Raw genomic sequence first — 18,536 nt, 5'->3', positions numbered from 1 at the left:
AAGCCATGAAGTATGTTTTATTATTCGTTTCAATTTTTTGTGTTTTATTTTCATGTAATAATGAAGATGATGCAGAGAATTCTGTTTATAGTTCAGAATATCAACGTCATATTATTTACAAAGATTCGATTTCTAGTTATGAAGGAAATGGAGTCGTAAAAATTTCGCAGAAGAATAACTCGTATAATTTTGATTTTGAAGTTCAAAATGGAAAAGTCGCTTCAATAAAGGATATTAAGATGGAAATGACGGGTGCAAATACATTAAGAAATATTGATTGGACACCAACAAGGTTAATTATGATGACAAAAGATAGTCTTAATATTTCGTATAATTTATCTAATCAAACTTGGAGAGTAAATGGGTTGGTTAAATGATTTTTGATAACAATAGTTCAACAAAAAAGTCGCTTTTTAGCGACTTTTTTATTATGATGTATTTCAGATTATAATCCGAAAGCTTCTTTTACTTTGTCTACGAAATCTAATTTCTCCCAAGTAAATAACTCAACTTCAACTTCTACAACGTCTTGTCCATTTGCAGATTCAAAACGTTTTGTTACAGTTTCTGGTTGACGTCCTAGGTGTCCGTAAGATGCAGTTTCTTTGTAAATAGGATTTCTTAATTTTAATCTTTGCTCGATAGCGAAAGGTTTCATATCAAAAATCTCAGAAACTTTTTTCGAAATTTCACCTTCAGTTAAATTAACTTTTTGTGTTCCGAATGTATTTACTAATAAAGAGACAGGAGCAGCAACACCAATTGCATACGAAACTTGTACTAAAACTTCGTCAGCTAAACCAGCTGCAACTAAGTTTTTTGCAATGTGACGAGCAGCATAAGCAGCAGAACGGTCTACTTTTGAAGGATCTTTTCCAGAAAATGCTCCACCTCCGTGTGCACCTTTTCCTCCATAAGTATCTACAATAATTTTACGACCTGTTAAACCTGTATCTCCGTGAGGTCCTCCAATTACGAATTTTCCTGTTGGATTAATGTGATATTTAATATCATCAGTAAATAAATCACGAATATGAACAGGTAACTGAGCTTTAACTCGAGGAATTAAAATGTTAATTAAATCATTTGTAATTTTATCACGCATCGCTTCTTCGTTAGCGAAGTCATCATGTTGCGTAGAAATAACGATTGTATCAATACGAACAGGTTTATTGTCATTATCATATTCAATTGTAACCTGAGATTTTGCATCAGGACGTAAATAAGGTAATAATTCAATTTCGTTTTTACGAATATTAGATAATTCTTTTAAGATTTTGTGAGATAAATCTAATGCTAAAGGCATGTAGTTTTCTGTTTCGCTAGTAGCGTAACCAAACATCATTCCTTGATCACCAGCTCCTTGTTCTTCGTCAGAAGTACGAACAACACCTTGGTTGATTTCTGGAGATTGCTCGTGAATAGCTGATAAAATTCCACAAGAATTAGCATCAAACATATATTCACTTTTTGTGTAACCAATTTCAGCGATTGTTTCTCTAGCCACACGTTGTAAATCGATATAAGCGTTAGATTTTACTTCTCCAGCTAATACAACTTGTCCCGTAGTAACTAAAGTTTCACAAGCCACTTTACTTTTTGCGTCAAATGCTAAAAAGTGATCTAAGATAGAGTCAGAAATTTGGTCGGCAAGTTTATCTGGATGCCCTTCAGATACTGATTCTGATGTAAATAAATATGACATTATATAATTATTTTAAAAATATAAAATAGGGAAGAAGTCAACTGAAGTCCTGCTTTAGCAATTGTTTTATGAGGTTGCAATCAGTCAAATCTTTCCTCTACGATTTTTCGAGCTCAAATATACAATGATATAATGAAACTGAAAAGTATTTTGGTTTATTTATATTTTAATTTGCTATTTCATCTGTTAAATCAATTAATTTTACTGATTAATCTACTCTTGTTAATCATTGGATATTAGCAAGTTTTTAATATTAATTTCTGTATAGTATTAAAAAAATGTTTTTAAATAGATAAATATTCAAAAAAAAGTTATTACTTTAGAAAAAAATTAATATTCATGAAATTTGACACTCTCGACCAACAACTACTAATGTACTTACAAGAAAACAGTAAAATAACTTATAAGGAATTATCTGATAAGTTGAATCTTTCTTCAACTGCAATCCATGAGCGAATTAAGAAATTAGAAAAATCTGGAATTATTTCTAAATATGTAGCTCTTGTAAATAGAAGACTTATTAATAAAGAACTTTTGGTGTTTAGTCACATTAAATTACAACAGCATTCTGCTGATAACATTAAGATTTTTGAGAATGAAATTGTAACTTTAAAAGAAGTTCAGGCTAGTTACCATGTAAGTGGTGATTATGATTATATTATCAAAATGTCCTTTGAAAATATGGATGAATACCGTGATTTTATGGTAAATAAATTGACTACAATCAAGGTTATCGGAAGTACACATAGTACATTTGTAATTGGTGATGTAAAAGATGATACAGCATATCAATTATTATAAAAAAATAACAAAAAAGGTTCTCATTTGAGAACCTTTTTTGTTTAACTTGCATAAAAATATTAGGGAAAATGAGTAAAGAAATTGCAGTTTTAGGAGCTGGTTGTTTTTGGTGTTCAGAAGGAATTTTCAATTCTATTAATGGAGTAGAAAGTGCAATTTCTGGATTTACAGGTGGAGATGTGGACAATCCAACATATCGACAAGTTTGTGATACAGATACAAAACATGCCGAAGTAGTTGAAATTACATTTGATAATGAAGTGATTTCATATCCAGAGTTATTAGAAATTTTTTGGAATATTCATAATCCAACACAACTAAATAGACAAGGAAATGATGTTGGTACACAATATCGTTCGAGTATTTTTTACACATCTGAAGAACAAAAAAATCAAGCAGAAGAATCTTTAAAAGAGTTTGATAACGGAACTTTGTATGACGATAAATTCGTAACAACAATAGAGTCTTTAGATAAATTTTGGCCAGCCGAAGATTATCATCAAGGTTATTATAACGAAAATCCTGATCAACCTTATTGTTCAGCAGTAGTTGGACCAAAAATTGCAAAATTCAAATCTAAATTCAAGCAGATTTTAAAATAAACTTGTAATTGATAATATAACAAAAAAACACTCCAAATTTGGAGTGTTTTTTTGTTATGATTTTCCTTTTTTGCGGGCTTTTTGTTTCTGTTGTCCACGATTTTTAGGTTTAGATTTTGGTGGTTTACGTTTTGTTGGACCTCCTAGATTCACCTTTTTATTTTTATCTTTTTTCTCATGAAATGCAGCACCACGCTCTTCAATTTTTACAGTTGTAAGTGCTTTCATTTTGATGACATCTTTTTCAAATTCTCTTTTAACAGGATTAATTTGAACATCGTCAAGAGGAAAAGGTTCTTGTACCATTTCTCTGTTCATCAACTCTTCAATAGCGTCAATGCGTTCAATCTCTTTTTCAGTGAAATAAGAAATTGCATCACCTTTTTTGTCTGCTCGACCGGTACGTCCAATGCGGTGAATATATTGCTCAGGAATTTCAGGAATCTCAAAGTTGATAACATGCGTAACATCCGGAATATCCAAACCACGCGCCATAATATCAGTTGTTATTATTCCTCGATATTCATCTCTTGTAAAAGCTTCCATTGTTCTTAATCGGAAGTTTTGAGATTTATTTGAGTGAATTACACCAAACTCGTCAGGATAAATTTCATCTAAATGATTGAAAATTAAATCTGCGTGTTTTTTATTATTAGCAAAAATTAAGACTTTCTCATATTTAGCTTTGTCCTCTAATTGATGAACGATTAAATTCAATTTTGTATTGAAATTTTCAACGGGAATTGAAGTTTGAGAAATTTTTTCAAGTGGAGTTCCAGAACGAGCTAACGAAATTTCAATTGGATTCTTGAAATATTCGTGTAACATATCATCTACTTGATCCGTCATTGTTGCAGAGAACAAAATGTTTTGACGCTTGTCACTCATCATTGTAAATAAATGAGAAAGTTGAGATTTGAATCCTAAACTCAACATTTCATCAAATTCATCTACAACTAATTTCTTCATTTCTTTGAAAGAAAGAACATTGTCGATTGCTAAATCTAAAACTCGACCAGGTGTACCAACTAAAATATCAACACCTTCGTATACCAATAATTTTTGAGTGTTGATATTTACTCCTCCATAAATTCCTAAAATACGAACGTTGATAAATTCGGCTAAGTTTTCTAAAATTTCAGTTACCTGAACGACCAATTCACGTGTAGGAACTAATATAACAATCTTAGGTTGATTGGTTTTAGAATATTGATATGTTTTTAGCAAAGGCAACAGATAAGCTAATGTTTTTCCTGTTCCTGTTTGCGCAATACCCATAATGTCTCTACCAGAAAGAATCGGTTTAAATGATTTTTCTTGAATAGGAGTTGGGTTTGTGATCTTCAACTTTTCTAAAGCCGAATCCAATTGTTTTGTTAATTCGAAATCCGCGAATGTAGCTTTCATTTTGCAAAGATAAGTTTTCTTAGCGAAAACTTAAAAACTGAAGCATCAATCTATTCAAATTCATTGAAACTTTGTACTTTTGCAGTTCGATTAATAAATAGGAAAACATGAATTTAAAACAACACATTACCCAAAATGTTTTGGAGGTAATCCAAAATGTTTATCAAATCACACCTGAATCTGTTGAAATTCAGTTTACAAGGAAAGAGTTTGATGGTGAGTACACTTTGGTTGTTTTTCCATTAATTAGAACATTAAAAGGTAAACCAGAAGAAATCGGTACTAAAATCGGTGAAAATTTGGTTGAAAACAATAAAATTTCAGCATTCAATGTTGTAAAAGGATTCTTGAATATGAGTCTTCATTCTGCAGATTTCTTAGTTGATTTTGCTGAAAACGCTCAAAATAATCATTTCGGGATTACAAAAGTTGATGAAAATTCGCGTACTGTAATGGTCGAATATTCATCTCCAAATACCAACAAACCTTTACATTTAGGTCACGTTCGTAATAATTTATTAGGATTTTCTGTTTCTCAAATTGTTGAGGCTGCAGGAAACAATGTAATTAAGACGCAAATTATTAATGATCGTGGTATTCATATTTGTAAATCGATGATTGCTTGGGAGAAATTTGGAAACTTAGAAACGCCTCAATCTTCTGGCCTTAAAGGCGATCATTTAGTTGGTAAATATTATGTAGAATTTGACAAACATTACCGCGAACAAATCAAAGCATTGATTGAAGAAGGTAAAACGGAAGATGAAGCAAAAAAACAAGCGCCAATTTTCTTAGAAGCGCAAGAAATGTTGCGTAAATGGGAAGCAAACGATACTGAAGTAATCGAATTGTGGAAAGTGATGAATGGTTGGGTTTACGAAGGTTTTGCCAAAACATACAAACGTCTTGGAGTTGCTTTTGACGAATATCTATACGAATCGAATACCTATATTTTAGGAAAAGATATTGTTGAAGAAGGTTTAAATAAAGGTGTTTTCTTTAAAAAAGAAGATGGTTCTGTTTGGATTGATTTAACTGCAGAAGGTTTGGACGAAAAATTAGTTTTACGTTCGGACGGAACTTCAGTTTACATTACGCAAGATTTAGGAACAGCTGTAGAGCGTTTCAAAAATAATCCAACTTTAGAAGAATTGACTTATGTGGTTGGTAACGAGCAGGATTACCACTTCAAAGTTTTATTCTTAATCTTAAAAAAATTAGGTTATTCTTGGGCTGATGCTTTACATCACTTGTCTTACGGAATGGTTGATTTACCGAATGGTAAAATGAAATCTCGTGAAGGAACTGTTGTAGATGCAGACGAATTGATGGAAGATGTATATGCAACTGCAAAAGAAATTTCGGAAGAATTAGGAAAACTTGATGGTTTATCTGATGAAGAGAAATCTGAGTTATACGAAACTATTGCAATGGGAGCTTTGAAATACTATATTTTGAAAGTTGATCCTAAGAAACGTATATTGTTTGATCCAAAAGAATCTGTTGATTTTAATGGTAATACAGGTCCATTTATTCAATATACATTTGCACGTATTCAGTCGTTATTAAGAAAAGAATCGCCAAAAGCATTTGATTTAACTTCAATTGAATTGAATGATACTGAAAAAGAAATTATTCGTGCATTATATGATTTTGAAGATACAATTGCAAAAGCAGCGACAGAAATGAGTCCAGCTTTGATTGCAAATTATGTGTACGAAATCGTGAAATTATTTAACTCATTCTATCAAAATAATCCAATTTTGAAAAATGAAGATGAAAATGTGAAAAATTTCCGTCTTTATTTATCGCAATGGGTTGCCAATACAATTCAATCATCATTAAAATTATTAGGAATTGGCGTACCAGAAAGAATGTAATTAATAATATAAATCTTACAATGCCTCATCATTTTGGTGAGGTATTTTTTTAATAGAAAAGATGAAAATAGGAGATTTACTGAAACAAAAAGATCCAAATGATAAGTTTAATTTAAAACGTTTTCATGATGCGCAAAGTTTTGTCTATGACGAAATCTTGATGGAAGTGCATGCAGGAAAAAAACAAACCAATTGGATGGTGTTTATGTTTCCGCAAGTAGAAGGATTAGGATCGAGTGATTCGTCAAAAGAATTTGCCATTTCGTCAAAGGAAGAGGCAAGAGCTTTTGTGAAAGATGAAGAACTTTGGGCAAATTATTTGGAAGTATTATCAGTGTTGTTAATGCGACATAAAGGAGTGATTCCGCAATTAATTTTCGGAAAAAATGATGCAATGAAACTAAAATCAAGTTTGACTTTGTTCAATTTCATCGTTCCAAAAGAAAAGATTATCAAAGATGTTTTGAAGTTTTTTTATGCAGATCAAGTAGATAAAAAAACACTTTCTATACTGAAACAAATGAATAAGTAAAAAAATCTCGAGTGTTTGCTCGAGATTTTTTTATGTTTTAGAATTTATTTTTAATCCATCTTGCAACGGGTTTTTCAAAATATTCAAAGATCAAAGCACTTAAGATTAAAGCAACAATAAAATAAATTCCAATTTTTGAGAAATCATTCAACTTCGGTAAATATTGATTTCCATATTTTATCACAATCATGTGAATCATATAAAATGCAAAACTAATTTCGCCTAAGTAAATTAAGCCTTTATTTTGCAATATCTTCGAAAAAAAACCTTTTTGCATTGCAAAAACTAAAACAATTGCAACCATGGGAATCCAATAGTAAATACCATAACGAAAAGCACGTGCAACATCATTATGAAAATAGAAAAAGATACCCAAAAGTAGGAGAGAACCTAACTCAATCAATGTTCCTTTAGAGAAATTGATGTTAGTATCTTTTACCTTTCGATAGAATTGACATGTTATAATTCCTAAAATAAAATCGAAACTACGAACAATCGGATTGATGTAAAATATTCCTTTCTCAAGTTTTAAATCAGTCTTAAAATATGGTTCTGCAACTATGATAATCGGAATGATTATTAGTGAAATATATTTCAGTTTCGGAAATTTATGTAACCAAATGGCGAAAAAAGGAAACATTAGATAAAAGAAAAACTCAGTCGATATACTCCACGAAACGTTATTAATAGAAAAGTAAAAATCTTTTATCGGAATATAAGATTGTAATAAAAATAAGTTTGCACCTCCAATATCCCAATGAAAATAACCTTGCCAAACATTAATCACAACAAAGGGTAACATAATACAAAATGTTAGGACATGAAGTGGATAAATACGTGCAATACGAGCGATGTAAAACTTCTTTTTATCAAAACTTGGATTGTCAATTACTTTCTTTTCATAATTAAGTGCCAAAACAAATCCGCTCAAAATAAAGAAAAAACCAACGCCGAGATAACCCTCAAAAAAAACATTGAATTTTAACCAATTATACCATTCCAAATCTGTTTTGACAAAAGTTAAATGACTTAAGAAAACAGCAAATGCAAAGAAAAATCGTAAGGAAGTTAAACTGTTTAGCATTAATCTAAGATTTTGATTTCCATTTGATAATATTCGTCAAACATACGAATAAATTCGTCCAATTTACTTTCTCTTACCGAAATTGTAAACATACATTTATCCGAAAAGTGTTTGTCTTTTATTTCTCCGTCAATTCGATCTACATTACGTTCTACAATTCCTTGTTGATCGTAATTAAAAACCATTTTTACACGTTTAGAAACAAATTTTTCTACAATATTTGCTTCTTCCAACACAACTTGCGCGGCATATTTATATGCTTTTACCAAACCAGGAATTCCTAATTTTGTTCCGCCAAAATAACGAACCGAAACAATCAGAACATTGGTGATTTCACTTGATAAAATTTGATTGTAAATTGGTAAACCGGCAGAACCACTTGGTTCGCCATCATCATTTGCACGATGATTTTTACAATCAATTCCTAGTGCATACGCGTAACAATGATGATTTGCATCAGGATGAATTTCGCGCAATTGATCCAAATAAATTTTGATGTCATCTTCATTTTCAACTGGATAAGCAAAATTGATAAACTTACTACCCAATTCTTTGAAAATTACATCTTCCACCGCTTTCTCGATTGTACGATAATTGTCCGTCATGTTGTATTGAAAAGTACCGCAAAGATAGTTTAAATAGTACTTTTAAAGAAAAAAGGTTTTATATTTATGAGTGATGAAATGATTTATTAATGAATTTGAATGATAAAGTAATTTTAAATACTTTTTTAGGAAAAAAGAATACAAATGATTTAAGAGATGAAAATCATTATTGGATTTTAATTGGAGAAAGTGGAAAAGTTATTGAAATAAATAATGATTTATTTGAAGGAAGAGTTTTAGTGTTATTTGATAAAGATTTAGATGAATTAAATCTTAATAATCATAATCTTATTAAAAATTCTCTTTGGATATTAGAAACTGATTTAATAATTGATAAAAGGTAATATAAAAAGAACCCTATCACTAAGGTTCTTCAATTTCTATTCTATTTTCGAAAATATTTAATTCATCATTCAAAAAGCGATGTTTTTCAGTTCGAGTTCCTTTCAGTCGAGGAGCTAAAATTCCTTCGTTCCAAATAGTATCCGAACTCAAAATTCGTGCTTCATCCCACAAATCGATATCAATAAAATGTTGTATTGTATCGCTACCACCTTCCACAATAAGCGATTGTATATCGTGTTTGTACAAATAATCCATCACTTGTGGTATAATAGGTTGAGTGTAATCTACTTTTACTAATTTCAGATTTTCTTCTACTACATTTTCTAACGAATTAAAAATGATTGTAGGTTGAGATTTATCGTATAAATGGAAACTTGTAGGTATAGCTAAATTCTTGTCAATCGCCATTCTAAGAGGATTATTCCCTTCCCATAATCTAGCATTGAGCTGTGGATTATCGATAAGAGCAGTGTTTTTTCCAACCAAAATGGCTTGTTCTTCTGTTCGCCATTTGTGTACCAATTGTTTAGAGTATTGGTTTGTAATCCACAATTGTACATCATCACGTCCCATGTATCCATCTTCGGTTTGCGCCCATTTTAGGATGATGTAAGGGCGTTTTTTTTCATGAAAAGTAATAAAACGTTTATTAAGATTTGCACACTCTTTTTCTAAAACATTTAGCGTTACATCAACGCCATTTTTTAGTAAACGCAAATAACCCTGACCATTTACTTTTGCAAAGGGATCTAACATGCCGATTACTACTCGCGGAATCTCTTTTTTGATGATTAAATCTGCACAAGGTGGTGTTTTACCAAAATGCGAACAAGGTTCTAAGGTTACATAAAGTGTAGATTCTCTTAGTAAATCTTGATTTTTTACCGAATTGATCGCATTCACTTCTGCGTGCGGACCTCCGTAAGCAGAAGTAAAACCTTCTCCAATAATTTGATTGTTATGTACAATTACAGAACCAACAAACGGATTAGGATATGTTGTTCCTAACCCGTTTGTAGCTATTTGTATGCAACGAGCCATAAATTGCTCATCGAAAATTTGTTGTGTCATTTTAAATTTTAGGCTTTAAAATCGATGTTGAATAATGTTTTCAATTTGATTTCTGCTTCCGTTAATTTTTTACGTTTTTCGTCAATTTGTTTGTAAACATCTTTCAATAAAGGACTGTTTGCATCTGCATTAGAGAAGAAATGAACGTTATTATCTAATTGATTAATTTCTTTTTCAAGGTCATCAATTATTTTTCGTGTTTTTCTAATTTCTTCATCTAATAGACCTCCATTGTTATCTGCTTTCACTTTATTTACAAAAGACTGAAGTTTGAAATCATTTAACTCTGTTTTAGATAAGTTTAATGCTTCCAATCTATTATTGTATGCATTTGAGAAATCTTGATTAATAGATAATTTATCATTTGGCACTTTACCTAATGTATTCCATTGTGCATGTAAATCATCCAACTGTTTTAGCGCTTGTTCCTTATCATCTGATAACGGATAGGCTATAAAACCTTCAACAAAAGCTTGTTTTTTCTCAAAGTTTTCTTCAAGTTTTTGATTATTCTGTTCGTGACGTTTTTTGTAACGATCAAAAAATTTGTTACATGTTTCTTTAAATTCTTTCCAGATTTTGTCTGAGTTTTTTCTAGGAACATGTCCTATGTTTTTCCAATCGTTCTGAATTTTTTTAATCACTTGGACAGAAGCGTTCCAATCAGTACTCTCAGTATGTTGTTTAGCAATTTCTAAAAGAGCTAATTTTTTCTCTAAGTTAACTTGTTGTTCTGTTTTTAGATTTTTATAAAAATCATTTTTGATGTGATTAAATTCTCTTGTAACTTCTTTAAAAGCATCCCAAGTAGCGGTGTTTTTATCTTTCGGAACTCGTCCTAACCCGATAAACTCTTCGCGTAGCGTATTGATTTCTTTAATAGCTTTCTGCCAATCGCTATGCGATTTGTTTGAAGCCTTTGTCGAAATGTCTTTTATTTGAGCAATAATTTGATTCTTTTTTTCCAAATTATCTTTTTGGTCTTGTTTTATTTTTTCGTTTAATTCACCCTTACGATCGTGAATTTTATTCGTTAATTCTTTAAATTTTTGCCACGTAGGTTCGCGCAAATCTTCTTGTACAGGAACAGCTTCTTCTTTCCATAAACGGTGAAGATATTGTAACTCATTTAACGCTTTTTGTACATTTTGCTCTTCAATTAATTCTTCAGCACGTTTGATGATAGAATAACGAACTTCAAGATTATGAGCATAATCAAGAGTTTGCAATTCTTTATTCATATCCAAATAAGTGTAGAAATTATCTAAATGAAAGAAATAATTTTTGAAAACATTTTCTGCATTTTTACTAGGAATACGCCCAGCATTGTGCCAACGCGTTTTAAGTTCACGGAATTTTTTGAACATTGTAGAAGAAGATTCACTTGATTCTTGGTACAATGCTTTTAATTCGTCAATAATTGCTAAACGCTCAGTTAAGTTGTCAGTTTCTTTCTTTTCGTTTTCTTTATGATAAACAGCTAATTGATTCTTGAAATCGTTATAAATAGCATTGAATTTTGAACGATAAGAAGTCTCGTATTTAAAATCCAATTCGTTACCACCTTCGTTTAAGAAAGCTTCTTTTTTAGATGCCTCGTCCAAATCTAGTTTTTGTTTGAAAGCGTCTTTTATTTGATTAAAATGCTCACGAATGTCTTGAACAGAATGTTTGCTCAAAAGATTCTTTGCTTCGTTAATCAATACATCAAAACTAAAAGTTTCGTAATCTTTGAACGAAATATCACTAATTTTTTCTTGATTTACAGTTTCTTCTGTTTTGTAAGATTCTGTATTAAAGTCGTTTGTAGAGACCGATTTTGATTGTTGTTCTCCATCTGCATTTTGCAGGTTATCCAATTCCGTGTTCATAAGTAAATATGTTTTGTTCCTCAAATCTAATAAATCTAAAGAACAAAATCAAGTGATTTACTCTACTTTATTCCATATTTCCCAAGCTTTTTCGGCTTGTAAAACTAACATTTCGTGTCCATTTTTAATTTTTGCTCCATTATTTTGACCATTTTCTAAGAATTTAGTTACTGGAGGATTGTAAATTAAGTCGTACAATAAATGATTTTTTGTTATAAATTGATAGGGAAGAAGTGGTGCGTTTTCTATATTAGGAAAAGTACCGACGGGCGAACAATTGATTAATATCGGAAATTCTGTTACAATTTTTTCGTTCAAATTTTCATAAGAAAGTTGTTCCTCAGTCGGATTTCTTGAAACTATTCTATAGTCAATATTTAATTCGTCCAAAATATAAAATACAGCTTTTGCAGCACCACCATCTCCTAAAACCAATGCTTTTTTGTGATGAGGCTCTAAAAGTGGTAGAATTGAATGATGAAAACCGTAACAATCCGTATTATGACCAATTCGTTTTCCATCTTTGATTAAAACAGTATTAACAGCACCAATTTTTTTAGCTTCTGGCGATAGTTCGTCCAAAAATGGAATAATTTCTTGTTTGTAAGGAATTGTGACGTTAAAACCTACTAAACCTTCTGTTGCAAATATTTTTTCTACTTCATCTATTTGCTGTAAATCAAAAACATTGTAGACAGCGTCTACAATGTTTTCGTTTATAAATTTCTCAGCAAAATAAGATTTAGAAAATGAATAAGAAATATTTCGTCCTATTAATCCAAATTGTCTCATCCTTCTGTTTTCTTTTTATTAAATTGAGCTTTTATAATACGGATAATCAATGGCATATTAGCCAATAATATAATTCCGAAAATAAATTTTTCTAAATTATGTTTTACAATATCAAATTGCCCTAATGTATATCCAAGTAGCGAAATTACACCAACCCAAAGTACAGCACCAATAAAACTATAGGTAATAAAGGTTTTGTAATTAAGATTTGTAACACCACAAATAAATGGAATAATGGTACGAACAACAGGCATAAAACGTGCTATAATAATGGCTTTTTTTCCATTTTCGTTAAAAAAATCTGTTGCTTTTTCGATATGTTTCTTTTTCAGGAACCAAGAATCAGGTCTATTCAAAATCCATCCTCCAAATTTCTTTCCAACATAATAGTTTACGTTATCACCTAATATCGCTGCAACCATCAGTAGTGGAATGATATATTCGATATGTAAATGATTCTGTTCATCGTTTGCAGCAATCATTCCGATTGAGAAAATTAATGCATCTCCAGGTAAGAATGGCATTAAGAATGACATAATGATTAGTCCTGTTTCTGCAAAAATAATCACGAATAAAATAACATATATCCAATAACCGTAGTTATTGATTATGTCCATTAATACTTTATCCGGACGTTGAACAAAATTGGTGATAAACTCAATTATAGATTCCATTTTTTATATTTTACGCTCTGATAATATCAGCGCCAATTGCACGCAAACGAGTGTCAATATCTTCGTAACCGCGATCAATTTGATCGATATTATGAATGATTGTTTTACCTTTTGCAGATAAAGCTGCAATTAATAAAGACATACCAGCACGAATATCAGGCGAAGTTAATTCTGCACCTTTTAATGGTGTTTCGTGATTAAGACCAATGACTGTTGCTCGGTGTGGATCGCATAGAATAATTTGTGCGCCCATTTCGATTAATTTATCCACAAAGAATAGTCGAGATTCGAACATTTTTTGGTGAATCAAAACGCTTCCTTTTGCTTGTGTTGCTATAACTAAGATGATAGACAACAAATCTGGCGTGAAACCTGGCCAAGGAGCATCAGAAATAGTTAAAATAGATCCGTCAATAAAACGTTCAATTTCATAATTTTCTTGAGCTGGAATGTAAATATCATCATCACGACGTTCTAATTTTATTCCTAATTTTTTAAAAACGTCTGGAATAACACCTAAATTTTCCCACGATACATTTTTGATCGTCAACTCAGACTTTGTCATAGCCGCTAATCCAATCCAAGACCCAATTTCGATCATATCTGGTAAGCAAGTATGTTCTGTTCCACCTAAAGCTTCGACTCCTTCAATTGTTAAAAGATTAGAAGATATTCCTGAAATCTTTGCTCCCATACGATTCAACATTTTACATAATTGTTGAATATATGGTTCGCAGGCAGCGTTATATATAGTTGTTGTTCCTTTTGCTAAAACGGCTGCCATAATAATGTTGGCAGTCCCAGTTACAGAAGCTTCTTCTAATAACATATAAGCACCGTGCAGTCCATTTTCGTCTACTTCTACACCATAGAAATCTTCGTCTGGATTGAAACGGTATTTAGCTCCTAAAGCAAAAAAACCTTCGAAATGCGTATCTAAACGACGGCGTCCAATTTTATCTCCTCCTGGTTTTGGCATAAAAGCTTCACCGAAACGAGCTAAAAGTGGTCCCATTAACATGATAGATCCACGTAATGCAGCACCATCTTTACGAAACTGTTTCCCTTTTAAATAATCTAAACGTAAATCATCAGCTTGGAAAGTGAAATCTCCTTTTCCATTTTTTTGTGTTTTAACGCCTAAATCTCCCAAAATTTCAATCAAACGATTAACATCTCGGATATCAGGTATATTTTTTACACGAACTTGTTCGTTGGTCAATAAAACCGCACATAATATTTGTAGTACTTCATTTTTAGCACCTTGAGGAGTAATTTCTCCTTTCAAAGGTTTTCCTCCCTTTATTTGAAATGTAGCCATTTAGTTGTATTAAATAGTTTTGTTTTAACCTTTATTGTTTCGAACGTTTTGGTTACGATGATTATTATTCTGGTTATTATTGTTTCGGTTATTGTTGTTATTTCTATTATTCGAATTCTGATTGTTATTTCGATTCGAATTTTGGTTGTTATTGTTGTAAGAACGGGTATTGTTCTGGTTGCGATTGTTGTTATTTTGATGATTGTTTGAATGATTGTTATTGTTATTCAAACGATCTGGAGAAACCAATTGATCGTCAACTTTACGTAAATCTATTTTACCATCAGAAAGTTCGTACAAGTGATCAAAAATAACTTGATCATCAACCGTATCCTTGTTCCAAAGCAAATAACATTTCTTCATGTGATTAGCTATAGCAAAGTATAAACCTTCACGTTTTTCGCCTTCTTCCCAAGTTACAGCAACATCAATCATTTTGCGAATGTTATTACCGTAATATCTGTATTTATAAATACTTTTTGGATATTCTACCTTGTTTGGTTTACTATTTACTGTATCTTTTTTTGTTGGAATTGGATAGGGAGATTTTACATCCAAATCAAATTCTGCCATGATAAATAACTGATCCCAAAGTTTGTGTTGAAAGTCAGGAACATCCCGTAAGTGAGGATTTAATTCGCCCATAACTTCGATAATAATTTCGGCAAAACCATTGCGTTCAGTATCATCTGTGATTGTTTTACAGTGATCAACCATTTCTTGAATATGACGACCATATTCTGGAATGATTAATTGTGTACGTAGTGTATTATATTCCATTAATTTTTCTACTGTATTGGTTACAAATTTACAAATTTCTATCCTAAAAAAAGGATGAATTGGTAGTTTTGAATGATAAAATTTTATTAAATTATTTTGCTAAAAGAACACCAGAAACGTTCCAATAACTAAAGCTGTTTCCTTCTGGTTTTCCTTGAGGTATACTTACTCTTATAGTGTGTTTTCCGGCTTTTAAATCGCCTAATTGTATAAAGTAAGGATTAGTAATAGTACCAGGACACCAATTAGAACGGCTATAATCCGAAGAAGATAAGCCATTGTCAAAGTTTCCTGATGCCGGATTGTATGCTCTGTAAGAACCACAATCTTGACGCCAAGGAATTGTGCTAAAAACCTTTTGATTATCAACAAATATAGTGTTTTCTTTCGGAACAAATTCATCTCCATTTTCCCACCCACCATGTCCAGTTGTTGTAAAACGTAGTTTAGCATTATTGTAATCCTCTTTTAGAGTAAATTCTACTGTAAATCCGTTAGGATCATCAAATAAAGAAGGATATTCTTGTCCTGCCATTTCCATGACATTGACTGTATTAAATAAAGGTAATATTTTTTGATTCGGCAAAGTAGATTCTCCCGAAGGATGTACAGTGATATTTGCAGAGATGGTATGTCCACCTTGATCATAATTTCCGATAAAGAAACCAATTAAAACTTCTTGATTAGATAAAATAGATTGAAATTCAGATATTTCCTGACGATATTTTGCTTCAGTTTCCCATGTTTGATTTTTTAATTGAATATGATTGAATTTGTTAATTCCGAAAGGAGTAAAGAATCTCATCAATTCAATAGTTGGATTGTATTGTGCTGTAGGAAAATAACCTTGATATTTTTTGCCATTTCCATTCGTGTAAATTGGTAATTGATTGACTCCTTTTTGTAAAGCATCCATAAACGTTAGTTCAGAATTTTTCTGAATCAAGAAAACAGAACCAGTTCTATCATATGCATCTCCATTTGATTGTTGTTTAACATTCAAGAAAATTTGACTTCCTTTTTTTATTAATGGTAATTTTATTTTTCTGACTACTACTGTTCCGTTTGCAAAACGATAAATAGAATCATTTGACGAAAAATCTTTACTAAAATTAATTTGTTGATTGTTTAGTAACGGGATGTCAACAAATTTACTTTTCCAAATAATATCTTTATACGTTAGCAAATCAACTCGATTTTGAAGTAATTCTTTCTGGATGAATTGACTTGGAATCAAATCTTTTTCTCGTTCAATTTTTGAAGCACGAATGGTTGAATTATTATTTCGTGTAATTTCTAAAACAAATCCCAAATTCATTCCAACCATCGTTGGCGAAGCGTTTAAATCCATATTATCTACAAACCAAACATCCACAGTATTAGAATTGATATTTGTTGTAGCTTTTTTACAACGTAAACCTAAAATTCGTTTTGTTTCTTTAGAAATGGTAAAAATAGATTTGTTAAAAGCAACAGAATCGTTTGTTATGATAGAATTTATCGAATCAAATTGTGTAATTAACGAGATAATTGATGGATTTGTTTTAGTGTAATAAAACATTTCATCAGGATAACTTGTTGTGTGATTAAAGCTTTGTTGCTTTCCAATAACGGTTTCTTTCGCATTAGCAAGAACTTGTATTGGATTATTTTCTTCTACTTTCTTTCCGTTAGAAAATCGTTCATAGGTAATTTTATAAGTTTCTTGTGCATCAAGAACAATAGCTTGAATACAGAAAATGATTAGTAGAATTGATTTCAATTTCATGTGATAAATAAAAAAGGTTTACAAACGAATTGTAAACCTATAAAATTATCTGATTGTATGAAAAAATATCTTACACAAAAGCATTAATTCCTGTTACATCAGCGCCAGTAATCAATAAATGTACATCGTGCGTTCCTTCGTAAGTAATCACAGATTCAAGATTAGCTGCATGTCGCATCATAGGGAAATCACCTACAATTCCCATAGCGCCGATAATTTGACGAGATTCTCTCGCAATATCAATAGCCATTTTTACATTGTTGCGTTTTGCCATCGAAATTTGTTCAGGTGTTGCTTTATTTTCGTTTTTCAATGTTCCTAATCGCCAACATAACAGCTGAGCTTTCGTAATTTCTGTAATAAATTCAGCTAGTTTTTTCTGTTGCAATTGATAGGAAGCAATCGGTTTTCCAAATTGTGTTCGTTCTAATGAATATTTCAAAGCTGATTCATAACAATCAATTGCAGCTCCAATTACACCCCAAGAAATTCCGTATCGAGCAGAGTTTAAACAAGATAATGGTCCGCGTAAACTCTTTACGTCTGGTAAAATCTGAGATTCTTCAATCTTTACATTTTCGAAAACTAATTCACCTGTTTTTGAAGCTCTTAATGACCATTTATTCAAAGTTTCTGGTGTTGTAAAACCTTGCATTCCTCGTTCTACTATAACACCACGAATTTTTCCTTCTTCATCTCTAGCCCAAACAACTGCAATATCACAAATTGGTGAATTTGTAATCCACATTTTTGCACCATTTAAAACATAATGATCATCTTTTTTAGTTAAACGAGTTTCCATTCCACCTGGATTTGATCCATGATTTGGTTCAGTTAATCCAAAACTTCCAACGAATTCTCCTGAAGCTAATTTTGGTAAATATTTTCGTTTTTGTTCTTCAGATCCAAAAGAAAAAATAGGATACATAACCAATGAAGATTGTACAGATGCAGCAGAACGAACAGCCGAATCGCCGCGTTCTAATTCTTGCATGATTAATCCATACGACATTTGATCTAAACCAGCGCCTCCATATTCTTCTGGAATATAAGGTCCTAAAGCGCCGATTGCGCCTAATTTTTTCATTAAATCAGGAATGTCTTTGTGATGTTGCGCAGCATCATCTATCACAGGTTTTATTTCGTTGTCCACAAAATCTCGAACAGATTGACGAATTAATTTATGTTCTTCGGTTAATAAATCATCAATCTTAAAATAATCTGTAGTTGAATTCATTTTATGCGGTTTTATTTTATTAAATCTAACGATTATTCATTAAATTAAAAATTATTCTGAA

18 protein-coding genes are annotated in these 18,536 nt (G+C 31.3%); 6 read left to right on the top strand and 12 right to left on the bottom strand.

Features of this window, described 5'->3' with window-relative positions:
• Nucleotides 1-5 precede the first annotated feature (5 nt).
• A complete protein-coding gene (locus QHG34_RS04250) occupies nt 6-377 on the top strand; it encodes a hypothetical protein (RefSeq protein WP_282628946.1) in 372 nt (123 codons plus the stop codon).
• Between the two features lie 68 nt (nt 378-445).
• Here the strand turns inward: QHG34_RS04250 and metK are convergent, their stop codons facing one another.
• Complete coding sequence (metK, locus tag QHG34_RS04245) at nt 446-1,705, bottom strand: methionine adenosyltransferase (RefSeq protein WP_282628945.1); 1,260 nt, start codon at nt 1,703-1,705, stop codon at nt 446-448.
• Between the two features lie 339 nt (nt 1,706-2,044).
• On the opposite strand from metK, the gene QHG34_RS04240 reads away from it, so the two are divergent.
• Together QHG34_RS04240 and msrA are read left to right on the top strand one after the other, a co-directional pair.
• Entirely contained in the window at nt 2,045-2,506 is a 462-nt protein-coding gene (locus QHG34_RS04240) for an Lrp/AsnC family transcriptional regulator (protein ID WP_282628944.1), read from the top strand.
• Between the two features lie 68 nt (nt 2,507-2,574).
• On the top strand, nt 2,575-3,108 hold the full coding sequence (gene msrA / locus QHG34_RS04235) for a peptide-methionine (S)-S-oxide reductase MsrA (RefSeq protein WP_282628943.1): 534 nt from the start codon (nt 2,575-2,577) through the stop codon (nt 3,106-3,108).
• A 54-nt stretch (nt 3,109-3,162) separates the two neighbouring features.
• Here msrA and QHG34_RS04230 read toward each other — a convergent pair whose 3' ends face one another.
• Nucleotides 3,163-4,515 carry a DEAD/DEAH box helicase gene (locus QHG34_RS04230; RefSeq protein WP_282628942.1) on the bottom strand — a complete coding sequence of 451 codons (1,353 nt, stop codon included), beginning with the start codon at nt 4,513-4,515 and terminating at the stop codon, nt 3,163-3,165.
• A gap of 107 nt (nt 4,516-4,622) precedes the next feature.
• Here QHG34_RS04230 and argS point away from each other — a divergent pair, with 107 nt between their 5' ends.
• Nucleotides 4,623-6,395 (top strand): arginine--tRNA ligase, encoded by a 1,773-nt coding sequence (gene argS, locus QHG34_RS04225; protein ID WP_282628941.1) that lies wholly within the window; start codon nt 4,623-4,625, stop codon nt 6,393-6,395.
• Between the two features lie 61 nt (nt 6,396-6,456).
• Nucleotides 6,457-6,927, top strand: coding sequence for a DUF1810 domain-containing protein (locus tag QHG34_RS04220; RefSeq protein ID WP_282628940.1), 471 nt, complete (start codon nt 6,457-6,459; stop codon nt 6,925-6,927).
• 37 nt (nt 6,928-6,964) lie between these two features.
• Here the strand turns inward: QHG34_RS04220 and QHG34_RS04215 are convergent, their stop codons facing one another.
• A complete protein-coding gene (locus QHG34_RS04215; RefSeq protein WP_282628939.1) occupies nt 6,965-8,011 on the bottom strand; it encodes an acyltransferase family protein in 1,047 nt (348 codons plus the stop codon).
• Entirely contained in the window at nt 8,011-8,616 is a 606-nt protein-coding gene (locus QHG34_RS04210; RefSeq protein WP_282628938.1) for an IMPACT family protein, read from the bottom strand. The genes QHG34_RS04215 and QHG34_RS04210 overlap by 1 nt, the downstream gene beginning before the upstream one ends.
• An 89-nt stretch (nt 8,617-8,705) precedes the next feature.
• On the opposite strand from QHG34_RS04210, the gene QHG34_RS04205 reads away from it, so the two are divergent.
• Nucleotides 8,706-8,960, top strand: a complete 255-nt coding sequence (locus QHG34_RS04205; protein WP_282628936.1) for a hypothetical protein — start codon at nt 8,706-8,708, stop codon at nt 8,958-8,960.
• A gap of 19 nt (nt 8,961-8,979) precedes the next feature.
• Here the strand turns inward: QHG34_RS04205 and ribD are convergent, their stop codons facing one another.
• The 8 genes from ribD to QHG34_RS04165 all read right to left on the bottom strand — a co-directional run bounded on the left by ribD (nt 8,980) and on the right by QHG34_RS04165 (nt 18,475).
• Nucleotides 8,980-10,032, bottom strand: coding sequence for a bifunctional diaminohydroxyphosphoribosylaminopyrimidine deaminase/5-amino-6-(5-phosphoribosylamino)uracil reductase RibD (ribD, locus tag QHG34_RS04200; RefSeq protein ID WP_282628934.1), 1,053 nt, complete (start codon nt 10,030-10,032; stop codon nt 8,980-8,982).
• An 8-nt stretch (nt 10,033-10,040) separates the two neighbouring features.
• Complete coding sequence (locus QHG34_RS04195) at nt 10,041-11,903, bottom strand: DUF349 domain-containing protein (protein ID WP_282628933.1); 1,863 nt, start codon at nt 11,901-11,903, stop codon at nt 10,041-10,043.
• 57 nt (nt 11,904-11,960) lie between these two features.
• Nucleotides 11,961-12,695, bottom strand: a complete 735-nt coding sequence (locus QHG34_RS04190) for a shikimate dehydrogenase family protein (protein ID WP_282628932.1) — start codon at nt 12,693-12,695, stop codon at nt 11,961-11,963.
• On the bottom strand, nt 12,692-13,369 hold the full coding sequence (locus QHG34_RS04185; protein ID WP_282628930.1) for a DedA family protein: 678 nt from the start codon (nt 13,367-13,369) through the stop codon (nt 12,692-12,694). The genes QHG34_RS04190 and QHG34_RS04185 overlap by 4 nt, the downstream gene beginning before the upstream one ends.
• 10 nt (nt 13,370-13,379) lie before the next feature.
• Nucleotides 13,380-14,690, bottom strand: a complete 1,311-nt coding sequence (murA, locus tag QHG34_RS04180) for a UDP-N-acetylglucosamine 1-carboxyvinyltransferase (RefSeq protein ID WP_282628929.1) — start codon at nt 14,688-14,690, stop codon at nt 13,380-13,382.
• 24 nt (nt 14,691-14,714) lie between these two features.
• Nucleotides 14,715-15,470, bottom strand: coding sequence for a DUF4290 domain-containing protein (locus tag QHG34_RS04175; protein ID WP_282628927.1), 756 nt, complete (start codon nt 15,468-15,470; stop codon nt 14,715-14,717).
• Nucleotides 15,471-15,561: 91 nt separating this feature from the next.
• The gene (locus QHG34_RS04170) at nt 15,562-17,238 is read right to left on the bottom strand and encodes a PNGase F N-terminal domain-containing protein (RefSeq protein ID WP_282628926.1); all 1,677 of its coding nucleotides are present in this window, start codon (nt 17,236-17,238) and stop codon (nt 15,562-15,564) included.
• A gap of 70 nt (nt 17,239-17,308) precedes the next feature.
• Nucleotides 17,309-18,475, bottom strand: a complete 1,167-nt coding sequence (locus tag QHG34_RS04165) for an acyl-CoA dehydrogenase family protein (RefSeq protein ID WP_282628924.1) — start codon at nt 18,473-18,475, stop codon at nt 17,309-17,311.
• Nucleotides 18,476-18,536 lie beyond the last annotated feature (61 nt).

This window comes from Empedobacter sedimenti, from assembly GCF_030005555.1.
In the GTDB taxonomy this organism is placed as follows: Bacteria; Bacteroidota; Bacteroidia; order Flavobacteriales; family Weeksellaceae; genus Empedobacter; species Empedobacter sedimenti.
The sequence above is the reverse complement of the archived record's forward strand: the minus strand, read 5'-3'. Positions and strand labels throughout refer to the sequence as shown.